We start from the raw sequence: 16,026 nt of genomic DNA on the forward strand, positions 1-16,026 counted from the left end.
GCGGGCATCCCGAAACGAGGCAACGAAAACCCCACGCGGGCATCTTGACATGAGGCAACAGGGCCGACCGTTCCAGCTTTACCTTGCGGTAGCTGGGAATTGGCTTTGCTCGGCTCCTGGCTTTCACTGAAACCGTTGGGGCGCTTGGGAAGTTCACTCCTTAGAGCCATGATCACCTATCCTGACCAGCTAAAATAGGGGTATGCCCCCTGCTGATATCGAAGACCACATCCTCGCCTCCTACATCGGGATCGGGGCCGCGATCGCGAAATTCGACGAAATCGTGGCCACCTTCTTCCACCAACTCAGCCCACATGACCAGCAGTACGCCGCCGACATCCTCATGCCCCTGCTGCACATCACCCAAGTCAAAGGCAACCGACTCCTCGGCCGAGCCCTCGACCTCGTCGCACGCCCAGGGGTGCTGGAAGCGTTGGCGGATGGTCGCCTCGATGAGGGCAAGGCGTTGATGATCGTCGACCAACTCAGCGTCCTGTCCGCAGTCGACGCCACCACCGCCGAACCCGCCCTGATCACCCACGCCGCCACCAACAACCACCCCGCCACTCAGCGGTATGCCAAGCGCTTCATCCACAAACTCGACGCCGAGGCCGCTCTGCGCCGACACCAGGAGAAGCGCAAGCAACGGTTGGTGGAGAAGTTCGTCCTGGATGACGGCATGTGCAGTCTGCGTCTGGTTATGTCCGCCGTTGACGCCGCTTTGGCCTTCGACCGCATCGACCGCATCGCGCGGGCGTTGCCCAAAGACGACCGCACCCTCGACCAGAAACGCGCCGACGTCGCCACGGACCTGTTTCTAGGCAAGGAAACCGCCGCACCGCAAGGCGAGGTGCGGGTCCACATCACCATGCCCCTCACCACAGCCTTGGGCTTGACCAACGACCCCGCTGAACTCGCCGGATACGGCCCCATCCCCGCCGAAGTCGCACGCACGGCTGCCGCCAACGGTGTCTGGAAGTGGATCAAGACCGACCCGATGACCGGGATGGCCGAACAGATCGGCAAGACCACCTACAAGCCGACCGCGCAGATGCGAGAACTGCTCCAGGCGAGGTATCCCACCTGCACCGCAGTCGGCTGCAACCAACCCTCCCACCGCTGCGACATCGACCACTGCTGCCCCTTCAACGGAACCAACACGACGGTCGACAACCTTCGACCGAAATGCCGTCACCACCACCGGATGAAGCACGAATCCAGCTGGACGTGCGAAAACCTGGACGACGGACGGCATGTGTGGACCACACCCAGGGGCAAGACCTACGAGACCGAGATCCAACCCATCGCCGAACCGGCCCCCTTCTGATCACCGGGCGGCAGCACGAGCGAGACGGGCGGCGAGAGCCTGCACCTGAGCGCGCACCTCGTCCCCGGCGAGCACGAAGAACGGCAGCTGCGTCGCGGCGAGCTGGGCGGCGTACCACTCGGGGTTGTCAGTGGTGCCGTGCAGCAGACACGTGTCATCGGAGTCAGGGTGCAACCGGCCGAGCGAGCGCGAAACCCAGTGGGACGCAACGTCAATAGGCGCCTCGATGCGCACCTCGACCTGGTAGGTCCAACCATCGGCCAGGTGTTGTTCCACATCGCGCACGGGGTCGAGGTCGGCGGGAACCGTGAAAGAGGCGCCGGTCGGCGAAGCGTGGGCTACGCGGTCGATGCGGAGAACTCGCCGTGCCCGCGCGGAATGCGACCAGCAGAGCAGGTACCAACGGCCGTGGCGCACGACGACGGCCCACGGGTCGACGACCATGTCGCGGGTGCGGTAGACGAGCTTGAGTTGCTGGCGGCTCTCGCATGCCTGTGCCACGGTCGCGGTGAGCTGGGGGTCGGGGCTGGCGGCCGCGTCGCCGGGGTTCTGGGCGCTGACCCGGCGCATGGCCTCGACGGGAGCGGCGGAGGACGCGGGCAGCACCCGCACGATCTTGCCGAGCGCGGCCGCGACGGGATGGTCTCCGTCGGCGGCGCCGTGCCAGCCCTGCAACACGGCCATGACGAGCCCGAGCGCCTCGGGCGTGCTGAACATCAGCGGCGCGAGACGTGCGCCGCGACCGACGCGGTAGCCGCCGTAGGGGCCGCTGAGCGACTCGACGGGAATCCCGGCCTCGCGCAGGATGCCGACGTACCGCCGGGCGGCGCGGTCGGTGACGCCGAGGCGGGCGGCGAGCTCGGCGCCGGTGATCCCCGGTCTGTCCTGAATGGACTCGAAGGCGAGCAGGGCGCGCGCCGTGGGGCTGAGGTCTGCAGACATCGGAACCCGATTCCAGGAAGCGGAACGTCCGGGACCGATCGTAGCGTGGCCACATGAGGGTCACCTTCAGCGGCGAGGTCTGGTACTGGCGCGGACCCGCGCCGTGGTTCTTCGTCACCGTCCCGGACGAGGTGGGCCGGGACATCAAGGAACTCTCGGGACACGTCAGCTACGGCTGGGGGATGATCCCGGCGACGGTCACCCTCGGTGGCAGCACGTGGCAGACCTCCTTGTTCCCCAAGGACGGGCGCTACGTCGTGCCGTTGAAGACGCAGATGCGCAGGCGCGAGAACGTGGAAGAGGGGCAGACCGTGCGCCTCGACCTCGTGGTGTCCGGCAGGTGATCACCGAAAGGACGCGGCGACGCTGTCCATGAGCGTCCTCGCGCGTTGCAGGCCGCCCTTGATGCGTCCGTTGAGCGCCAACATGATCAGGCCGTGGACGTGCGCCCAGAACAGGTCGGTCACCGCGTTGTCGTCCACAGTGGACGCTGGGTGGTCGGAGGTGGTCATGGCGGACTTCAGCAGGGTGAAGCAGCGCGCGACGGGTGCGGGTGTCTGCGCCGTGCCGAAGGGGACGTCGACGAGGCTGTGCATTAGCTGGTAGCGGTGCGGCCCCGCGACGGCGAAGTCCCACAGCACACCGGCTGCGGCCTCCGGAGTGGGCTCCGCCTCGGCCAAGGTGTCGGCGAGCTCGGCGAAGCCGGAGGTGACCACGCCGAACAGGAGTTCGCGCTTGTTGGCGAAGTACTCGTAGACCACGGGGGCGGTGTAGCCGACCCGGTCGGCGACCTTGCGCGTGGTCACCGACTCGTAGCCGCCTGACTCCTCCGCCAGCTCCCGCGCGGCCGCCAGCAATGCCGCGCGCAGTTCCTCCCGCGCCTGGGCGCGCTCGTCCTCGTTGCCCTTGATGCGCTGCGCCCCACCACGCGGCATGTCCGCCTCCCCGAATTTCTACCGATGGTAGACAACGCCGGTCCCGTCGGCTTATGGTCCCCTGGTCAAAAATCTAACGTTGATAGAAACTGGGGTTCACATGCGAGTTCTCGTGACCGGGGCCTCGGGCGCCATCGGCGCCGCGGTCTGTCGCGCACTCGTCGCCGCCGACCACGAGGTGATCGGCGTGCTCGGCGAGCGCGACGCCAACCTGCCACCAGCCGTGCGGACGGTCCGCGCGAACCTCTTCGCCCCGGACGCGCTCTTCGCGCTCGCGCGGGAGGCCGACGCCGCCGTGCACGCGGCGTCCAGCAACGACGAGCGGGCGGCCGAGCTCGACACCACCGTGGTCGACGCGCTCGTGTGGGCGTTCAGCGGAACGCAGAAGGCGCTGGTGTACACGAGCGGGCTCTGGCTGCACGGCAACACCGGGGACCAGCCCGCCACCGAGGAGTCACCGCTGGCTCCGCCCCAGGTGGTGTCCTGGCGCCCGCGCATTGAAGAAATGCTCGTCACCGCGGCCCGGGACCTGGGCGTGCGCACCGTGCGCATCCGCCCGGCGCTGGTCCACGGCGACGAGAGCGGCTACCTGCCCGCCCTGCTCGCCCCGTACGAGGGCGTGGTGCGGCACATCGGCGACGGCACGAACCGGTGGTCGACCGTGCACACCGACGACCTCGCCGAGCTCTACGTCGCCGCGCTGGAGCGGGCGCCCGCGGGCTCGGTGTACCTCGGGGCGGACGAGAACCGCTCCTTCCGCGTGGCCGACCTCGCCAAGGTCACCGCCGACCGCATCGGTGCCCGCGTCGAGGCGTGGGCGCCCTCGGAGGCGGAGCAGCACTGGGGCGTCATGGTCGAGGCGCTGCTGCTCGACCAGGTCGCCTCCGGCGCCAAAGCCCGCGAGGAACTGGGCTGGTCCCCGTCCCGCCCGACCGCGCTCGACGAACTCCGCTGAAGCACACCGACGATCACAGGAGCACCTCACCATGGCCGTCAGCCACGTGTCCGTCGCCGTGACTAACCCCGAGGCCGCCGCGCGAGCGGTCGCCGAGATCTGGCAGGGCAGCGCCTTCCCGTTCTTCCCCCACGCCGGGGCCTGGATCGCCTTCTCCAGCAGCGCCGTCGCCACACCGGAGACCCAGATCGAGTTCTACCCCGAAGGCAGTGAGCTCGCGCCGGTCGACACCGATGACGACCACGAGTTCCAGCACAACCCCCTGGCCTCCTTCCTGACCCCGACGCACATCGCGATCAAGACCCTCGCCGATCGCGCCACCGTCGAGAAGGTCGCGGCCAGGGAGGGCTGGCGCTGCCGACTGGGCAACCGCGGCGGCGTCTTCGACACCCTCGACGTGTGGATCGAGGATCGGCTGCTCGTCGAGGTGCTCACCCCGGAGCTCCAGGGAGCCTTCGACGCCGCGATGAACGCCGAACGCTGGACGCAGCTGACGAACGGCGTCTGACAGGCCTAGCCCCGCGAACGAGGTGTTCGGGCAAAGCGCGCAACCGTGTGGCGGCAGTACGGTTCACCGATGGGCGCCGACGTCGAGTTCCGCCTGCTCGGCCCGCTGGAAGTGCTCAGCGACGGAGAGCCGGTGCGCCTGCCGGAGGGCAAGGTGCGCACGGTGCTCGCCGCGCTGCTGCTGTCCCCGCGCCGGGTGGTCTCCGCGGAACGGCTCGCGCACTGGCTGGAGGACGACACCGACCGGCCGGGGTGGTCCTCGCGCCTGCACACCTACGTCAACCGGCTGCGCCAGGCCCTCTCGTCCGTCCCTTGTGGACGGGAGCTGATCAGGACGGACGCGGGTGGCTACCTGATCGACGTGGACCCGTCAACGATCGACCGCTTCCGGTTCCGTGACCTGGTGCGCGGCGCGGAGGGCGCCGAACCCGCCGAGGCGGCGCGGGGGCTCGCGGCGGCGCTGGCCCTGTGGAACGGCCCCGCCCTGCTCGGCGTGGAGTCCGCGACGCTGCACCGCGAGGCCGGGACCCCGCTCACCGAGGAGTACCTGACCGCGGTGGAGCGGCGGATCATCCTGGAACTGGAGCTCGGGCGGCACGGCGCGGTCGTCGGCGAACTGCGCGCGCTCGTCCGGCAGCACCCGCTGCGCGAGGAGCTGTGGCGGCTGCTCATGCTGGCGCTGCTGCGCTCCGGGCGGCAGGGCGAGGCGCTGGCGGCCTACCGCTCGATCCGCGACCTGCTCGCCGACGAACTGGGCATCGACCCGAACCCGGCGCTGCGCGAGGCCCACCAGCTCGCGCTCTCCGGCACCCGGCAGTCCACTGTGGACGGGCAGGGGCAGGGGCAGGGGCACGCGGCGACGCACCCGTGGGTGGCCGCCTGTTCGCTGCCGCCCGCCGCCGCGGACTTCGTCGGCCGCGAGCGGGCCCGGGCGGAGATCACCTCCTGGCTCGGCCGGGCCGAGGACGGCGGGCCGAAGGTGGTGGTGATCTACGGCCTGCCCGGTGTCGGCAAGACCGCGCTGGCCGCGCGCCTGGCCCGGGACCTGCGCGCCGCCTACCCCGACGGGCAGCACTGGGTGCGCATGCAGGGCGAGACCGACCTGGCGCGGCAGTCCCACGGCGTGATGGGCGACATCCTGTACGCGACCGGCGTGCCGATGTCGGTCATCCCCGCGCCGCAGCGGGCGCGCGAGGGGATCTACCGGCACCGGCTCGACGGCAGGCGGGTCCTCGTGGTCCTCGACGACGCGCAGGACCCCGCCCAGATCGAGGCGCTGCTGCCTGGCTCCGCGGGCTGCGCCTTCATCGTCACCGCGAAGCGCGCGCTGACCTCCCTGTCCGGACGCGTGCACCAGGTGCTGCTGACCGAGCTGACCCGGGACGAGGGCGTGGCCCTGCTGGAACGCATGCTCGACGCGGAGCGGGCGGCGGGGGAGAAGCAGGCCGTGCGCGAGGTGGTCGAGTGGTGCGACGGGCACCCGCTCGCGCTGCGCGTCATCGGCTCCCGGCTCGCCACGATGCCGCGGCGTCGCGTCGCCTCGATCCTGCCGAGGCTGCGCGACGCCACGCAGCGGCTGGACCAGCTGGCCACCTCGGACCGGCAGGTGCGGACGGGCTTCGCGGTCGGCTACGCGTCGATGCCGGAGGACCTGCGGCGGACGCTGCCCGGGCTGAGCCTGTTCGGGGACCGGCCGTTCGCCGCGTGGGCCGCCGGGCTGCTCGCCGGTGAGGAGGACGGCGAGCGCGTGGTCGAACGCCTGCTGCACCACGGGATGCTCGCCCCGGCCGAGGCGGACGAGACCGGGGAACCGCGCTACCACCTGCACGGCCTGCTGGCCCTCTACGCCGAGGAACTGCTCACCGAGCCGCGCGAGGCGCTGCGGCTGCTGCTGGACGGCTACCTCGTGGTCAGCGAGCGGGCCAACGCCGGGATGGTCTTCATGGTGGCCGAGATCGCCACCAGCACGCCGGAGCAGCGCGCCCTGCCGATCGCCGAGGACGAGATCGAGCGGGTGACCGCCGACTCCGCGGCGTGGTTCCGGTCCGAGCGGGACAACGTGCTCGACCTCGTGCGGCGGGCGATCCGAGCGGGATTCGTCCGCGAAGCGGGGACCCTGCTCGACCGGATCTGCTCCACGGAGGAGGCCGACGGCAACTGGCGCAGGCTCAGCGACCTGTTCGCGGCGCTCCGCGACGCGTCACCGGAACCGGGGTTCGCGGCGAGGGCCGAGCTGGGCCGGATCAACACGGGCATGATCGGCAGCGATGTGGTGACCTGCGCCGTGGAGTACGAGGCGTGCCTGCCCCGGCTGGCCGGGCCCTGGCTCCAGGCGATGTGCCGCAGGAACCTGGCGCTGTGCTACCACGAGCAGGGCCGGATCGAGGAGGCGCTGGCCGCGGCCGAGGAGGCCGCGCGGCTGGCGGAGGAGTCCGGCGACGGGCGGCTGCTGGCCTTCTGCCTGGAGATGCTCGCGCTCACCCGCAGCGCCTCCGGTGACCGGGACCAGGTCATCGGCCTGCTGGACCGGGCGTTGCTGGTGTCGGGGGAAAGCGCCTTCAACGAGGTCAGCCGGATCTTCGGGGAGATCCAGCTGCGGTACTTCATCAGCCACTGCTCGCTCACCGCCGGGGACCGGGTGCGCGCCCGCCGGGAGCTCGTCCGCGCGCTCGAACTGCTGGAGCGCACGGGGCGGCCGTCCACCGAGGCCTCGGTGTGCTCGCTGCTGGCCAAGGTCAACCTCGCCGACGCCCGCACCGCCGAGGCCGCGCTGTGGGCCGAGCGCGCCATTCGGCTGTTCGTGCTGGTCGGCAACGACCGCGGGCTTGCCCAGGCGCGGCTGTCGCTGGCCACCGCGCTGTTCGCCCAGGGGGAGCGGGAGCGGGTGGCGCGGGAGCTGGAGCTGGCGCTGCCGGTGATGCGCGACATGCGGTTGAACATCACCGAACAGGCGGAGGAGCTGCTGGAACGCGTGCGTTCAACCGGCTGACGGGTGCACTCGAACGGGAGACTCGGCGGCGGAGATCAGGATCTCCACGATCGGGATCGCCCGCAGGGTCTCCGGCGGCGCCCCGGTGATCACATCGCTCCAGACGAAGGACTCGCAGACCCGGACGATGGCGTAGGCCAGGTCGTCCACGTCGATGTCCGGCCGCAGGTCCAGCTCGGCGCGCAGGAAGTCCGCGCACCACTGGATCAGCCGCGGTTGCACCACGCTCTGCTTGGTCGTCATGATCCGCAGGGCGTACTCGGGGTCCTCGGTGACGAACTTCAGCAGCGACTCCTGCGAGCGGACCCGGGTCATCCAGGTGGTGATCGCGTCGACCACGCACTGCTTGCCGCCGCCGGGCGTGCCCGCCCTGACCCGCTCCAGGTCGGAGTGAGTCAGCCGCCAGATCAGCTCGCCGAGCAGCAGCTCCCGGCTGCCGCACCAGCGGTAGAGGGTCGCCCGGCTGATCCCCAGCTCGGCGGCGAGCTGGCACATGTCCAGCCGCCGTCCTTCGAGGAACCAGCGCCGGGCCAGGTCGAAGACGTCCATCAGGGTCGCCTTGGCCGAGGGGGCGCGGCCCTCGCGAAGCGCCCGGCCCAGCGGGGTGTCCTGCCGGGGGATCGGCGTGCTTCTCTCGCGGGCCATGCGCGCATCGTAACCGTGTCCAACTACGAGACAAAACAGCCATTGTGTCTCAATGAGACAGATGGCTAATGTGTTTCATTGCGCTCCGGCGAGCCGCCGGGGCACTGGGGAAAAGTTCGATGGGTAGGCGTGATGGAGCAGCAGACTGACCCGCACGGAAATGGAGCGCTCGTCCTGCTGGACGGCCAGCGCGTACCGCGCCGGATACCGATGGACTCGGTGCGGCCGTGCGTGGACTCACCCCGGCTGGCCGGGGAGGACCTCGACCACGTCCGGGTGCTCGCCGAGTCCGGGGTCGAGCTGCCGCCGATCATCGTGCACCGGCAGTCGATGCGGGTGATCGACGGGATGCACCGGTTCCGGGCGGCGATGATGCGCGGCCAGAGCGAGATCATGGCGGTGTTCTACGAGGGCGAGGACCACGACGCGTTCGTGCTCGCCGTCCAGGCCAACGTCGCGCACGGGCTGCCGCTGTCGCTGACCGAGCGCTCGCAGGCGGCCGCTCGGATCATCAACACCCACCCGCAGTGGTCGGACCGGATGATCGCCTCCGTCGCCGGGGTCGCCCCGCGCACCGTCGCGGCCATCCGCAGGCGGCTGCCGCAAGCCGACGCGCGCTCGGCCACCAGGATCGGCCGTGATGGGCGAGTCCGGCCGGTCAGCAGCGCTGCGGGCCGGATGCTGGCGGGCGAACTGCTGGCCAGCACCCCGCAGGCGTCGCTGCGGCAGATCGCCAAAGCGGCGGGCGTGGCCCCGTCCACCGTGCTCGACGTGCGGGAACGCATGCGTACCGGCCGCGACATCCTCCCCGAGGGCGTGCGCTCCGGCCGGGTCCGGGAGTCCGCGGCGCGCCCCCAGGAGCCCACGCGGGACTTCATGCCGACCCTGGAGGTCCTGCGGCGCGATCCGTCGCTGCGGTTCAGCGACGCGGGCCGCACGCTGCTGCGCTGGCTGGACCAGTGCCCGAGCAGCTCGGCCGACCAGGTCAAGATGATCGACTCCGTTCCAGGGCACTGCCGCAGCGCGGTCGTGGCGATGGCCCGCGCCCGCGCGCGGACGTGGGAGGAGTTCGCCGTGCGGCTGGAGCGGCGCGGCGGCCTGGCGTCCGGCCGGGACGCTTCGGGTTGAGCCTCTAGGTCGCGTGGGCTGGACTTCTGGCTGGCGCGGGCTGGGCTTCCAGCGTTCGTGGGCTGGGACTTCCAGCGGGGCTGGGCTTCCAGTTCGCGCCGGTACTAGCGGGGGTCGGCTTGACCTGGGGACCCCTTGCGCGTGCCCTTGGGCCTCTCGGGGGCACGGGATGGAACCCCGGCCCTCGCGGGGGAGCGTATGGCACGCGCTCCCCAGGTAAAGCCGACCGGTTTCGTTGGCGGCTTTCTGTTGCTGGGGCTTGCTTTTCTTGTCTTGTGGTTGGTGAAACCGTTGGGGTGCTTGGGAAGTTCACTCCTTAGGGCCATGATCACCTATTCTGACCAGCTAAAATAGGGGTATGCCCCCTGTCGACATCGAAGACCACATCCTCGCCTCCTATATCGGGATCGGTGCTGCGATCGCGAAATTCGACGAAGTAGTGGCCGTCTTCTTCCAGCAGCTCAGTCCGCATGATCAGCAGTACGCGGCTGACATCTTGATGCCGCTGTTGCGCGTCACGCAGGTGAAAGGCAACCGGTTGTTGGACCGGGCCCTGGACCTGGTCGCCCGCCCGGGTGTGCTGGAAGCGTTGGCCGATGGTCGGCTCGATGAGGGTAAGGCGTTGATGATCGTCGACCAGCTCAGTGTCTTGTCTGAGGTGGATGCCACCACTGCCGAACCGGTGTTGATCGCCCACGCCGCAGTCAACAATCACCCCGCCACTCAGCGGTATGCCAAGCGCTACATCGCCAAACTCGACGCCGAAGCCGCCCTGCGTCGGCACAAGGAGAAGCGCAAGCAGCGGTTGGTGGAGAAGTTCGTCCTGGATGACGGCATGTGCTCGCTGCGTCTGGTTATGTCCGCCGTTGACGCCGCTTTGGCCTTCGACCGCATCGACCGCATCGCGCGGGCGTTGCCCAAAGACGACCGCACCCTCGACCAGAAACGCGCCGACGTCGCCACGGACCTGTTTCTAGGCAAGGAAACCGCCGCACCGCAAGGCGAGGTGCGGGTCCACATCACCATGCCCCTCACCACCGTCCTGGGTTTGACCAACGACCCCGCTGAACTCGCCGGATACGGACCCATCCCCGCCGAAGTCGCACGCACCGCTGCCGCCAACGGTGTCTGGAAATGGATCAAGACCGACCCGATGACCGGCATCGCCGAACAGATCAGCAAGACCACCTACAGGCCCACCGCACAGATGCGGGAGTTGCTCCAGGCCCGCTACCCCACCTGCACCGCCATCGGATGCAACCAACCCTCCCACCGCTGCGACATCGACCACTGCTGCCCCTTCGACGGGACCAACACCACCATCGACAACCTCCGCCCGAAGTGCCGCCACCACCACAGGATGAAGCACGAATCCAACTGGCAGTGCGAAAACCTGCCGGACGGACGACACCTGTGGACCACACCACGAGGCAAGACCTACGAGACCGAGATCGAGCCTATCGCCGAACCCGCACCCTTCTAGGGAATCTCGGCCAGCGCGTCCAGGACGTCCGCGTGCTTGTCCGGCACCTCGACGTCGAGGTACACGTGATTGTCGTTGCGGGTAAAGGTGAACGTGAAGAACGAGCAGCACTCGGTCTCCCGTCGCGTCAACTCAGCCGCCCTGTCTTCGGCGTTGCCGTCAAGGACCAGCCGTAGCCGCGTCGGTGCTGTGCGGTGCGCAGTGAGCAGTGCGTCGGCGAACAGCGCGTTGAACTCCGCCACACGCAGCGGCTGTTGCTCGGTGGGGAGTGTGCACGCCTGCGGCGCCCAACCTGAATCCGTCATGTCTCGACGGTAAGCCTGTACCGGGGTCCGAATGCAAGACAAGTGCTGAGTAGGTCGCCGGGGACTTGAACCCCGAACCCGCTGATTAAGAGTCAGCTGCTCTGCCAGTTGAGCTAACGACCCGAGTGGGAATGCAGGGAGCCGCCCCCGAAGCGCGGAGGCGGCTCCCAAGGTCATGACGCGGCTACGCCACTGGGGAGCCTGAACGCTTTCGCATCTTCGTCATGACCATCCCCCTGGTTGCTTGTGTGCACACATCATCGGCGGTAGCTGCGCGGCGGGCAAACGAATTACGCGGGACCCGACCGGAGCGACTGGAGCGGGTGCGCGCGGGTCACTCGGCGACCACGGTGCCGAGGGCGACCACGATGCCGACGATGATCACCGTCTCGGTACGCAGCATCCGGGCGATCTGTCGCCGCGTCCCACCGACGAGGCGCAGCAGGGCGAATTCTCGCGCCCGGCCGGTCGTGACGGTGACGAGGGTGGTCGCCGACGCGAGCGCGACGTACGCCAGCACGAGCCGAGCAGCAGTCGGTTCAGCCAGGCGTTGGCCTCCAACTGGTTGTCCTGGGCCACATTCAGCGCCTTGCGGTCGCCGACGATCGAGCCCGGGTGCTGCGAAACTAGGCCGCGCAGCCCGGCCGCGACGGCGGCGTGATCGGCGTTCGGCGCGGTGGACACCAGGACGGCGTCGGCGAGCCGGTCGGTGGTGTGCGGCAGGACCACGTCGGACGGCAGGAGGACATCGCCGAAGCCCAGGTTCGCCTCGAACACGGCCACGACACGTGGATTGATCACGGTGTCGTCGCCCAGGGCGAGTTCGACGCGGTCGCCGACGCGTTTGCCGAGCCACGAAGCCTCGGTCTCGCTGAGCGCGACGGTGTCGCCTCGCAGATCGGTGAACGCACCGGAGGACACGGGAAGACGCAGCGCCAATCCGACGGAAGAGTCGACGCCGTAGGCGGTTGAGCGGGAGAGCGGCTCCTGCACGGCGGCGCGGTCGATGGCGACGACCTCGGTGCCGACCAACGGGGTGGACGCGGCGACACCGGGGATGCCGCGCGCGGCAGCGGACAGGGAAGCGGAGACGCCCCCGGCCTGACCGGTCACGACGAAGTCGGTGGTGGCGGCGCGCGCCTGGACCTGGGTGGCGTCGATGAGCGTGCTCTGTGTGTAGAACTGGCTCGTGGCAAAGCCGATCGTGAGCACGAGCGGCGTCGCCGCGGCGGCCAGGCGACGCGAGCCCGCGGAGCTGTTCGCCGCCGCGAGGTAACCGGACACCCGGTGCCCGCAACATCTTTGCGAAGCTCCAGCTGCCCGCGACCGACGCGGGACACCGCCGGGTGCTCGCGGTCCTGGCGCACCTCCGCGCCTGGCGGGCTACCGGCAGACCCCGGGACTGGAGTTGCCGTCGACGCTGATGATGCGGCTGTCGAAGGTCTTGTCGCTCTTCTGCTTCGCCTTCACGGGCAGCATGCAGAAGCTGTTCGGGCCCGGCTTCGTCGGATCGTCGAACTTGTACTTGACTCGCAACGAGACCTGCTTGTCGCAGTGGTTGTTGTAGTACAGGTTCGAGTACTTCTGGCCGAACTTGCCGTTCTTGTGGATGACCTTGACCCGGATGCTTTCGGCGTCCGCCGGAGTGACTGTACGCATGTACAGTTGCCTGTGTGCGTGTATAGGATGCTGGTCATGCCGCCAGTCGACGACCTCACCGCTCGGGCCCGCATCCGCGACGCGGCGCTGGCCGAGTTCGGTTCGCGGGGATTCGCCGGTGCCACGATCCGGGGCATCGCCGAGCGCGCGGGCTTCTCCCCGGCGTTGGTGCAGCACCACTTCGGCACGAAGGACGGGCTGCGGACCGCGTGCGACGCGCACGTGCTGGAGTACTTCCGCGAGCACACCGCCGCTGGCATCGGCGAGGGCCGCGTCGGCGAGGCGTCCTTCATCGCGGAGGTCTACGCGACGTCACCGCCGGTCGTGCACTACCTGGCTCGGGCGCTGGTCGACGGCTCGCCCGCGGCGGCGACGGTGTTCGACGAGATGGTCGAGCTCACCGAGCGCTACCTCGTCGACCGCCCCGGCCTGGCCGACGCGCGGACCAGGGCGATCGTCTTCACCGGGATGCGGCTGGGCGGGCTCGTGCTGCACGACCACGTCTCCCGCCTGCTCGGCGCCGACATGTTCAGCGGCGCCGCGGCGACCCGGATGGGCCGCGCCACGCTCGACATCGTCGCGCCCGAACTGCTCCCGGAGGGCTTGTCCACCCGGATTCGCGAAGCGCTCGAACGCTATGAGGAAGGTGAGGGCCGATGACCGGCGACCTCGTCATCGACATCAGTGGCCTGGTCAAGACGTTCGGGCCCGTGCGGGCGCTGGACGGGCTTGACCTCCAGGTGCGCAAGGGGGAGGTGCACGGCTTCCTCGGCCCCAACGGCGCGGGCAAGACCACGACCATCCGGACGCTGCTCGGGTTGCTGCGCGCCACCTCGGGGCACGTGTCGCTGTTCGGCGGCGATCCGTGGCGCGACGCGACCGAGCTGCACCGCAGGCTCGCCTACGTCCCCGGCGACGTCACGCTCTGGCCGAGCCTCACCGGCGGCGAGGTGATCGACCTGCTCGGCCGCCTGCGCGGAGGGCACGACGCGGCCCGGCGCGCCGAGCTGATCGAGCGCTTCGAGCTCGACCCGGGCAAGCGCTGCCGCACCTACTCCAAGGGCAACCGGCAGAAGGTGGCGCTCGTGGCCGCGTTGGCCTCCGACGCCGAGCTGCTGATCCTCGACGAGCCCACCTCGGGCCTGGACCCGTTGATGGAAGCGACTTTCGCCGACGAGATCACCCGCGAGCGCGGTCGCGAGCGCACCGTGCTGCTGTCGAGCCACATCCTGTCCGAGGTCGAGGCGCTCTGCGATCGGGTCAGCATCATCCGAGCCGGGCGGACGGTCGAGTCGGCACCGCTCGCGGAACTCCGCGCGATGCGGCGGACGAGCGTGACCGCGGAACTGGCCGCGCCCGCTCCGCGGCTGTCCGCGTTGCCCGGCGTGCACGACCTGGAGATCGACCACGCGCAGCGGATGACCTGCCGCGTCGACGCCGAACACCTCGACGGGTTGCTGCGGGTGCTCGTGGAGGCCGGAGTGCGCAGCCTGACGTGTCGGCCACCGTCGCTGGAGGAACTGTTCCTCGCGCACTACCGGCGGGCCTCGTGATGAGCGCGGGCACCGGCACGCTCATCCGCTTCATAGTGCGGCGGGACCGGTTCGCGCTCGCCGCGTGGGTCGTGTTCATGGCGTTGCTCGCGGTGGGCCTCGCTTCCGGTGGAAACGCCGCCTACCCGACGGAGGCCGACCGCATCGCGGTGGCGGGGAGCATCGCGGCCAACCCGGCGCTGCTCATGTTGCGCGGCCCGGTGTTCGCGCCGACGCCTGGAGGTCTTGCCGCACAAGGGTTTCTGTCGAGCGGCATGCTGCTGAGCGGGATCGTCAGCCTGCTGCTGCTCATCCGGCACACCAGGGTCGAGGAGCAGACGGGGCGCCGCGAACTGCTCGGCTCCACCGTCGTCGGACGGCAGGCTCCGTTGACCGCGGCGCTGGTCGTCGTCGTGGCCGGGAACCTCGCGGTCGCGGTGCTGGCCGCGGCGGGGCTGATCGCCATCGGGTTGCCCGTCACAGGTTCCGCCGCGTTCGGTCTGGCGCTCGGGGCGGGCGGGATCGTGTTCGCGGGAGTCGGCGCGGTCGCCGCACAACTGACCGAGAGCTCGGGCGGGGCGGGAACGATCGCGGTGCTCGTCCTCGCGGTGTTCTTCGTGGTGGCCGGGATCGGCGAGGTGACCCGATCCGCGCTCGTGTGGTTGTCGCCGTTCGGTTGGGTCCGGCACACGCGGTCCTTCGCCGGTGAACAGTGGTGGGTTCTCGGGCTTTTCGCTTTGCTGGCAACGGTTCTCGTGGCCGCCGCGTTCACGCTGTCCGCGCGGCGCGACATCGGCGCGGGTCTGCTTCCCGCCCGACGTGGTCCGGTGGTCGGCGGGCGCTTCCTGAGGAGCGGCTTCTCGCTGGCGTGGCGTGTCCACCGCGGCTCCGTGCTGGGGTGGACCGTTGCTTTCACGCTGCTCGGCACGATCCTCGGGACGGCGCTGTCGTCCATCGGCAGCCTCTTCGACACTCCGGCTTATCGTGCTCTGGTGCCGTCGGGCGATGTGGCCGACTTCTTCTTCCGCCTGGTGCTTTATGTGTTGGCTCAGGTCGTGACTGCCTTCGCGGTCTCATCGGCGTTGCAGATGCGTTCGCAGGAGACGGCTGGGCTTGCGGATGTGCTTTTGAGCGGGCCGGTGGGGCGAGTTCGGTGGGCGGTTGGGCATATCGTGATCGCGGCGTCAGGGACGGCTTTGGTGCTGGCGGGTTTGGGGGTTGGGGCGGGGGCTCCTGGGATGACGCTGGCTTATCTGCCTGCTTGCTTGACGTTTGTCGGGGTTGCTGTGGCTTTGGTCGGGTGGGCTCCTCGGATTGCTGTGCCGGTGACGTGGGTGTTGCTCGGGGTGGTGATTCTTGTGGACTTCCTGGGGGAGTTTCGGTTGGTGGATGTTTCGGTGTTGCAGTTTCTTTCGCCGTTTGTCGCTGTTTTGGTTGGTGGGGGGAGTGTGGTGTTGGTTGGGGCTTTTGTGGGGTTGGTGGGGGTTGGGTTGGTGGGGTTGCGGCGGCGGGATATGGGGTGATGGGCTTCCGGCTCGCGCTGGTACCAGCGGTGGGGTCGGCTTGACCTGGGGCCCCTTGCGCGTGCCCTTGGGCCTCCCGGGGGCACGGGATGAAAC

The 16,026-nt window shown here is 69.5% G+C and carries 16 protein-coding genes and 1 tRNA gene; 10 read left to right on the plus strand and 7 right to left on the minus strand.

The features are described 5' to 3' along the window. Positions 1 to 202: 202 nt before the first annotated feature. Positions 203 to 1,327 (plus strand): HNH endonuclease signature motif containing protein, encoded by a 1,125-nt coding sequence (locus NLX83_RS40305; RefSeq protein ID WP_254240580.1) that lies wholly within the window; start codon positions 203 to 205, stop codon positions 1,325 to 1,327. On the opposite strand, the gene NLX83_RS40310 is transcribed toward NLX83_RS40305, so the two are convergent. Beyond that, a complete protein-coding gene (locus NLX83_RS40310; RefSeq protein WP_254240581.1) occupies positions 1,328 to 2,269 on the minus strand; it encodes a helix-turn-helix transcriptional regulator in 942 nt (313 codons plus the stop codon). A 53-nt stretch (positions 2,270 to 2,322) separates the two neighbouring features. Here NLX83_RS40310 and NLX83_RS40315 point away from each other — a divergent pair, with 53 nt between their 5' ends. After that, positions 2,323 to 2,613, plus strand: coding sequence for a DUF1905 domain-containing protein (locus NLX83_RS40315; protein ID WP_254240582.1), 291 nt, complete (start codon positions 2,323 to 2,325; stop codon positions 2,611 to 2,613). Here NLX83_RS40315 and NLX83_RS40320 read toward each other — a convergent pair whose 3' ends face one another. Then, entirely contained in the window at positions 2,614 to 3,204 is a 591-nt protein-coding gene (locus NLX83_RS40320; protein WP_254240583.1) for a TetR/AcrR family transcriptional regulator, read from the minus strand. It abuts the gene before it with no gap. A gap of 100 nt (positions 3,205 to 3,304) precedes the next feature. Here NLX83_RS40320 and NLX83_RS40325 point away from each other — a divergent pair, with 100 nt between their 5' ends. The 3 genes from NLX83_RS40325 (at position 3,305) to NLX83_RS40335 (ending at position 7,655) form a co-directional block, all read left to right on the plus strand. Further along, entirely contained in the window at positions 3,305 to 4,159 is an 855-nt protein-coding gene (locus NLX83_RS40325) for an NAD-dependent epimerase/dehydratase family protein (protein WP_254240584.1), read from the plus strand. A gap of 31 nt (positions 4,160 to 4,190) precedes the next feature. Further along, the gene (locus NLX83_RS40330) at positions 4,191 to 4,667 is read left to right on the plus strand and encodes a hypothetical protein (RefSeq protein ID WP_254240585.1); all 477 of its coding nucleotides are present in this window, start codon (positions 4,191 to 4,193) and stop codon (positions 4,665 to 4,667) included. A gap of 69 nt (positions 4,668 to 4,736) precedes the next feature. Continuing rightward, positions 4,737 to 7,655 (plus strand): AfsR/SARP family transcriptional regulator, encoded by a 2,919-nt coding sequence (locus tag NLX83_RS40335; RefSeq protein ID WP_254240586.1) that lies wholly within the window; start codon positions 4,737 to 4,739, stop codon positions 7,653 to 7,655. On the opposite strand, the gene NLX83_RS40340 is transcribed toward NLX83_RS40335, so the two are convergent. Then, positions 7,644 to 8,300: a QsdR family transcriptional regulator gene (locus NLX83_RS40340; protein WP_254240587.1), complete on the minus strand. Its 657-nt coding sequence runs from the start codon at positions 8,298 to 8,300 to the stop codon at positions 7,644 to 7,646. The genes NLX83_RS40335 and NLX83_RS40340 overlap by 12 nt on opposite strands. Before the next feature lie 132 nt (positions 8,301 to 8,432). Here NLX83_RS40340 and NLX83_RS40345 point away from each other — a divergent pair, with 132 nt between their 5' ends. Together NLX83_RS40345 and NLX83_RS40350 are read left to right on the plus strand one after the other, a co-directional pair. Next, on the plus strand, positions 8,433 to 9,428 hold the full coding sequence (locus tag NLX83_RS40345) for a ParB/RepB/Spo0J family partition protein (RefSeq protein ID WP_254240588.1): 996 nt from the start codon (positions 8,433 to 8,435) through the stop codon (positions 9,426 to 9,428). Positions 9,429 to 9,786: 358 nt separating this feature from the next. Further along, the gene (locus tag NLX83_RS40350; protein WP_254240589.1) at positions 9,787 to 10,911 is read left to right on the plus strand and encodes an HNH endonuclease signature motif containing protein; all 1,125 of its coding nucleotides are present in this window, start codon (positions 9,787 to 9,789) and stop codon (positions 10,909 to 10,911) included. Here NLX83_RS40350 and NLX83_RS40355 read toward each other — a convergent pair. From NLX83_RS40355 to NLX83_RS40370, 4 genes are all read right to left on the minus strand, one after another. Next, positions 10,908 to 11,216 carry a hypothetical protein gene (locus NLX83_RS40355; RefSeq protein WP_254240590.1) on the minus strand — a complete coding sequence of 103 codons (309 nt, stop codon included), beginning with the start codon at positions 11,214 to 11,216 and terminating at the stop codon, positions 10,908 to 10,910. The two genes, NLX83_RS40350 and NLX83_RS40355, sit on opposite strands and share 4 nt — an antisense overlap. Before the next feature lie 50 nt (positions 11,217 to 11,266). Beyond that, positions 11,267 to 11,339: transfer RNA gene (locus tag NLX83_RS40360), tRNA-Lys, on the minus strand. A 258-nt stretch (positions 11,340 to 11,597) separates the two neighbouring features. After that, positions 11,598 to 12,500 carry an ABC transporter permease gene (locus NLX83_RS40365; RefSeq protein WP_254240591.1) on the minus strand — a complete coding sequence of 301 codons (903 nt, stop codon included), beginning with the start codon at positions 12,498 to 12,500 and terminating at the stop codon, positions 11,598 to 11,600. Between the two features lie 99 nt (positions 12,501 to 12,599). Continuing rightward, positions 12,600 to 12,875: a hypothetical protein gene (locus tag NLX83_RS40370; protein ID WP_254240592.1), complete on the minus strand. Its 276-nt coding sequence runs from the start codon at positions 12,873 to 12,875 to the stop codon at positions 12,600 to 12,602. A gap of 36 nt (positions 12,876 to 12,911) precedes the next feature. Here NLX83_RS40370 and NLX83_RS41690 point away from each other — a divergent pair, with 36 nt between their 5' ends. The 3 genes from NLX83_RS41690 (at position 12,912) to NLX83_RS40385 (ending at position 15,930) form a co-directional block, all read left to right on the plus strand. Continuing rightward, positions 12,912 to 13,535, plus strand: coding sequence for a TetR/AcrR family transcriptional regulator (locus NLX83_RS41690; protein WP_305884234.1), 624 nt, complete (start codon positions 12,912 to 12,914; stop codon positions 13,533 to 13,535). Beyond that, the gene (locus NLX83_RS40380) at positions 13,532 to 14,428 is read left to right on the plus strand and encodes an ABC transporter ATP-binding protein (protein ID WP_254240593.1); all 897 of its coding nucleotides are present in this window, start codon (positions 13,532 to 13,534) and stop codon (positions 14,426 to 14,428) included. The genes NLX83_RS41690 and NLX83_RS40380 overlap by 4 nt, the downstream gene beginning before the upstream one ends. 77 nt (positions 14,429 to 14,505) lie before the next feature. After that, on the plus strand, positions 14,506 to 15,930 hold the full coding sequence (locus tag NLX83_RS40385) for an ABC transporter permease (RefSeq protein ID WP_254240594.1): 1,425 nt from the start codon (positions 14,506 to 14,508) through the stop codon (positions 15,928 to 15,930). The last annotated feature ends 96 nt before the right edge of the window (positions 15,931 to 16,026 follow it).

It is taken from the genome of Allokutzneria sp. A3M-2-11 16, from assembly GCF_024213555.1.
Taxonomy (GTDB): Bacteria; Actinomycetota; Actinomycetes; order Mycobacteriales; family Pseudonocardiaceae; genus Allokutzneria.

Bases quoted from the DNA above. Each gene is read 5' to 3' on its own strand.
- NLX83_RS40340 (WP_254240587.1), bottom strand. From the start codon at position 8,300: ATGGCCCGCGAGAGAAGCACGCCGATCCCCCGGCAGGACACCCCGCTG.
- NLX83_RS41690 (WP_305884234.1), top strand. From the start codon at position 12,912: ATGCCGCCAGTCGACGACCTCACCGCTCGGGCCCGCATCCGCGACGCG.
- NLX83_RS40335 (WP_254240586.1), top strand. From the start codon at position 4,737: ATGGGCGCCGACGTCGAGTTCCGCCTGCTCGGCCCGCTGGAAGTGCTC.
- NLX83_RS40330 (WP_254240585.1), top strand. From the start codon at position 4,191: ATGGCCGTCAGCCACGTGTCCGTCGCCGTGACTAACCCCGAGGCCGCC.
- NLX83_RS40380 (WP_254240593.1), top strand. From the start codon at position 13,532: ATGACCGGCGACCTCGTCATCGACATCAGTGGCCTGGTCAAGACGTTC.
- NLX83_RS40315 (WP_254240582.1), top strand. From the start codon at position 2,323: ATGAGGGTCACCTTCAGCGGCGAGGTCTGGTACTGGCGCGGACCCGCG.
- NLX83_RS40355 (WP_254240590.1), bottom strand. From the start codon at position 11,216: ATGACGGATTCAGGTTGGGCGCCGCAGGCGTGCACACTCCCCACCGAG.
- NLX83_RS40345 (WP_254240588.1), top strand. From the start codon at position 8,433: ATGGAGCAGCAGACTGACCCGCACGGAAATGGAGCGCTCGTCCTGCTG.
- NLX83_RS40385 (WP_254240594.1), top strand. From the start codon at position 14,506: ATGGCGTTGCTCGCGGTGGGCCTCGCTTCCGGTGGAAACGCCGCCTAC.
- NLX83_RS40325 (WP_254240584.1), top strand. From the start codon at position 3,305: ATGCGAGTTCTCGTGACCGGGGCCTCGGGCGCCATCGGCGCCGCGGTC.
- NLX83_RS40305 (WP_254240580.1), top strand. From the start codon at position 203: ATGCCCCCTGCTGATATCGAAGACCACATCCTCGCCTCCTACATCGGG.
- NLX83_RS40320 (WP_254240583.1), bottom strand. From the start codon at position 3,204: ATGCCGCGTGGTGGGGCGCAGCGCATCAAGGGCAACGAGGACGAGCGC.
- NLX83_RS40310 (WP_254240581.1), bottom strand. From the start codon at position 2,269: ATGTCTGCAGACCTCAGCCCCACGGCGCGCGCCCTGCTCGCCTTCGAG.
- NLX83_RS40370 (WP_254240592.1), bottom strand. From the start codon at position 12,875: ATGCGTACAGTCACTCCGGCGGACGCCGAAAGCATCCGGGTCAAGGTC.
- NLX83_RS40350 (WP_254240589.1), top strand. From the start codon at position 9,787: ATGCCCCCTGTCGACATCGAAGACCACATCCTCGCCTCCTATATCGGG.